Below are 4,318 nucleotides of genomic sequence, written 5' to 3'. Positions count from 1 at the left end.
CGGCAAACAAGGTGACTTCGCCCTTGGGGTCGATCTTGTAGATGGCGCCCTTTAGGCTGGAGACATACACGTTGCCCGCGCTGTCGGCTGCGAGGCCCGACGCCCCCCCGAGGAAAGCGGTGGGAACCTTGTCCAGCAGCGGGGCCAGGTCCGCAAGCAGCGTTGCCTGGCAAGCACTCGTCTTCAGGATGCGTGCGTCCTCGAAGGTGTAGAGGTTGCCGGCACCATCGGTGGCCAAAGGAGCCATGGGGCTGGACAAGACTTGCTCGCCCAGGCCGGAGATCGCAGTGCAATGGCCGCCCGGCTTGCCCAGCGTGCGCACGAGCCCGTCGGTCTGCACGGTACGGATGGTGCGGTTGCCTTCGTCGCGCACATACAGCGTGCCGGCGGGGTTCAACGCGATGGAGCCAGGCATGGCAAAGCGCGCGCTGCTGCCCTGTCCGTCGTCCGCACCTGCAGCCGGGGGAATCCCGGCAACCGCCACAGAGGTGCCTTGGGGCGTGTAGCTGCGCAACTGTGCATAGGTGACCGTACCGGTGCCGGCAGCGCTGATGCTCATGCCTATCTCAGCGACGAGGAATCGTCCGTCGGGCGTGACGGTCATCTGGTCCGCAGTGCACAAGGTGCCTGGGGCGGCGCCACTGCCGTCCCCTTCGAAGCTGCAGGATTTGGCACGAACGACGGTGGTCACGCTCCCGTCACTGCCCACCTGGCGGATGGCCGGCGTTCCGTGCCAGTCCAGCACGAACAGACGATTCGCCGTGTCGAATGCAATCGCCTTGAGATAGCTGAACTTTGCCACGGACGCGGCGCCATCCGTACTGCCATCGTTGTTGGCACTCACGACGCCAGACACCACGGTAGCTTGGCCATTGGCCGCATATCGGCGTATCACGTGGTCATTGGGGTCGGCCGCGTAGAGCACCCCGGCTGAATCGGTCGCCAAAAGCACGGGACGGTAGGTTTCAACGGCTGGGCCGGAAAAGAAGAGTAACGTCGGGAACTGGCTGGCCTTGCTGGTCAGTGTGGTCACTTCCCCCGTCGGAGCAATCTTGCGGATGGGGTTGGCGACAATCTGGGCCGTCGTCTGCTTGATTTCGGCGACGTACACATTGCCCGCTTTGTCGACGGCAATGCTGGTGGGGCTGCAAAAGGTGGCGGTATTGCCCGTCCCGTCCTGGTTGCCGCAAACCCCGACCTTGCCAGCAAGGGTGGTCACCGCACCCGCAGCGGTGACCTTGCGCACCAGGTGATTGTCGGTATCTGCCACGTAGGTGTTCCCCGCCGCGTCGACTGCTGCACCCATGGGACGGTAAAAACGTGCGCCAGCTCCATTGCCATCGGCATGGTTGGAGGGCACTTGGGCCAACGGACCCCCGCCACCCGCCAGGGTGCTGACTTGCCCGAAGTTGGCGCTGAGTTTGCGAACCTGATGGTTCCCGCTGTCCAGGATGATGACTTCGCCCGCACTGTTCACGGCCATTCCGCCCAAGTAAGCGCTCAGCCGTGCTGTAGTGGGCGCCGCGCCGTCCTGGTTGCCCGCACCGTCGGTGTTGCCGGCCAACAGCGAGAGCGCCGTGGCGGGCGTGGGCGGCGTGGGGGTGGGCGCGGGTGGTGGCGGCGTCACCGGATCAGAAGAGCCGCCGCACGCGCTCAGCAGGGGGAGGACTAACGCGGCGAGGATGCCGGCGCGGCGAAGTGGATTTCTGGAGACAACAGTTGTCATGAGCGCCTTTGGGAAATGACGTTGGGTGACGGTGGAAATCGCGGGGCTACGGCGGCTTGCGCTCTCTCTATGGAGGCTTGCAACGCGCATGCTCAGGGTCAGCCGAAGTTAACGCAAACGGTGACTGAGTACGCGACTGTTTCGATTGGCAACATTTTTGGCGTTCACAGCAGGCGAGCCCTCAGGCGCTCACCGCCCGGCGGTAGCCTGTGGGCGCCCGCGTGCACGAAGCCTATTGACCGCGCCAACGCCTTTGTCAGCTTGCCCTGCCGCCGTTCCCGCCAAAGAACGCGTCCAGCACCGGCAACAGGCTGGGGAACTCCCGCGCGAACCGGTCCCGGTTCACGAAATATGCCTCGCAAGCCACCGCGAAAAATTCGGACTGCGACGTGGCACCGTACGCGTCCAGCCAAGGGCGTTCGGCGCCAAACCGTTCGGCCATGATCACGCGTTCGCGGAAGTGCTCGTAGGCGGGCTCCCAGGCCGACCACCACGCCTCGTACGCCGCGCGCCCCGTGCGCGCACCCATGAAGCCTGCTGGGAGGGGAGGGCAGCCGTTGGGTTCGCCGTTCTTCATGTCGAGCTTGTGCACAAACTCGTGCACCACCACGTTGTGGCCCCGTGCGGTGTTTTCGGTGGCATTGGCCACGTGCTCCCAGCTCAGCATGATGGGGCCGCGGTCCATGGCTTCGCCCAGCAGGACCTGCGTGTGTTCGTGCACCACGCCTGCCTCGTCCGTCACCTGGCGGCGCGCCACGGCTTCGCCCGGGTGCACCACGATGGTCACGAAATCGTCGTACCAGTCGAGGGCCTTGGCCGCGTCGCCCCAGTGCAGCAAAGGCAGACACGCCTGTGCGGCGATGTCGATGGCCATGGCGTCGGTCACGACCAGACCGTGCGCGCCGTGGAACTCCTTGCGGTGCAGGAAGAGCGCGCTCAAGGCGCGCAGCTTGGCTTGGTCGTGCAGCGGGAGCGCCGCCAGGAACGGGTAGCGCTGCAGCGTTTGCAGCCACAGCGTGGCGGAGATGTCGGGCACGGGGGCTACCGTGGTCCGCACGCGACGCCAGAGCCGGTTGAGGAGAGGTGGCATGGTGGGCAGGGTCGGGGCTGCAGTATGCACACCCGGAGTTCAAGACCCCTGCTACGTGGGGACCAGGGCCACGCGTTCCAAGCCCGCGGCGGACAAACGCAGTGTTTCCAGGCGCGGGGGGAATGCGGCGGCGTCCCAGTCGCTGAGGACCACGCGCTGCAGGCCGGGGGCCAGCGTGTGGTTGGCGGGGCGGTGCGTGTGGCCGTGGATCAGCGTCTGTGCGCCTGCCGCCTGCAGCCAGGCGATGGCGGCAGAGTGGTCCACATCGGCGTAAGGGGCACCGGACTGCTTGCGCGCTTCGCTCTCCTGCCGGATGCCACGGGCCTGCGCACGGCGTGTGGCCAGCGGCTGCGACAGGAACTGCTGCTGCCAGGCGCTGCTGCGCGCCAGCACACGAAAACGCTGGTAGTCCACATCGTCCAGGCATAGCAGGTCGCCATGGCTCAGCACATGGCGTTGGCCTGCAAAGGCCAGCACGGTCGGGTCGTGCAACCCGGTGATGCCGCAGTGCCGCAAAAAGGCGTCACCCGCCAGGAAGTCGCGGTTGCCGTGCATGAAGAACACCGGCATGCGGTGCGCGGCGGCACGCAGGGCGCTGCAGGCCTGGGCTTCAAAGCCGCCGGGCTCCTCCAGAGCGTCGTCACCCACCCACACCTCAAACAGGTCGCCCAGAATAAAAAGGGCATCGGCCTGCGTGGTGCTGAGGTAGTGCTCCCAAGCGGCCACGGTGGCGGGCTCGCTGGCCTGCAGGTGGAGATCCGAAATGAATTCGACCGTGCGCCAGTGCGAAGGAGCGGCAAGCTCCTCGAACCGGGGCACGGTCGTCAACGGGTCGGCAGTCACGACCACGCGCAGCAGCGGGTTTACAGGGCTACAGCTTTATCGATCACGACCGCATCGAACGGAACGTCGTCATGGAAGCCCTTGCGCGTGGTGCGCACGGCCTTGATGGCGTCCACCACATCCTGGCCTTTGACGACCTTGCCGAACACGGCATAGCCCCAGCCCTGAGGGGTGGGCGAGCTGTGGTTCAGGAAGGCGTTGTCCACGGTGTTGATGAAGAACTGCGCCGTGGCACTGTGGGGGTCGCCGGTGCGTGCCATGGCCACGGTGTACTTGTCGTTCTTCAGGCCGTTCTTGGCTTCGTTTTCGATGGGGGCCTGGGTTTCCTTTTGCTTCATGTCGGCCGTCATGCCGCCGCCCTGGATCATGAAGTTCTTGATCACGCGGTGGAACACGGTGCCGTTGTAGAAGCCGCTGTTCACGTAGCTCAGGAAGTTGGCGGTGGACTTGGGGGCTTTTTCGGCGTCCAGCTCGAGGGTGATCACGCCCTGGGTGGCGGTGTCCGCCACGTTGATGGTGACGTGCAGTTCGACTTGGGGATTGCTCATTTGCAGTGCTTTCTTTTCAAAAAGAGGTGCGTCACTCACTTCACCACGGTGGCGGAGGTGATGGTGACGGGGGTAGTGGGCACGTTCTGGTGCGGGCCCTTGTTGGCAGTG

General features: G+C 65.3%; 4 protein-coding genes. All 4 read right to left on the bottom strand.

What is annotated here, in order from left to right:
* The coding region (locus tag MRY84_RS09450; RefSeq protein WP_291505476.1) for a hypothetical protein at window positions 1-1,726 on the bottom strand (1,726 nt) is incomplete at its 3' end.
* Window positions 1,727-1,982: 256 nt separating this feature from the next.
* On the bottom strand, window positions 1,983-2,816 hold the full coding sequence (locus MRY84_RS09445) for a M90 family metallopeptidase (protein WP_291505475.1): 834 nt from the start codon (window positions 2,814-2,816) through the stop codon (window positions 1,983-1,985).
* Window positions 2,817-2,867: 51 nt separating this feature from the next.
* Window positions 2,868-3,665, bottom strand: a complete 798-nt coding sequence (locus MRY84_RS09440) for a UDP-2,3-diacylglucosamine diphosphatase (RefSeq protein ID WP_291505474.1) — start codon at window positions 3,663-3,665, stop codon at window positions 2,868-2,870.
* A gap of 14 nt (window positions 3,666-3,679) precedes the next feature.
* On the bottom strand, window positions 3,680-4,207 hold the full coding sequence (locus tag MRY84_RS09435) for a peptidylprolyl isomerase (RefSeq protein WP_291505473.1): 528 nt from the start codon (window positions 4,205-4,207) through the stop codon (window positions 3,680-3,682).
* Window positions 4,208-4,318: the final 111 nt, after the last annotated feature.

It is taken from the genome of Acidovorax sp., assembly GCF_022763525.1.
GTDB lineage: Bacteria > Pseudomonadota > Gammaproteobacteria > Burkholderiales > Burkholderiaceae_C > Acidovorax.
This window is presented reverse-complemented; position numbering and strand designations above follow the sequence as displayed.

Bases quoted from the DNA above. Each gene is read 5' to 3' on its own strand.
- MRY84_RS09445 (WP_291505475.1), bottom strand. From the start codon at position 2,816: ATGCCACCTCTCCTCAACCGGCTCTGGCGTCGCGTGCGGACCACGGTA.
- MRY84_RS09435 (WP_291505473.1), bottom strand. From the start codon at position 4,207: ATGAGCAATCCCCAAGTCGAACTGCACGTCACCATCAACGTGGCGGAC.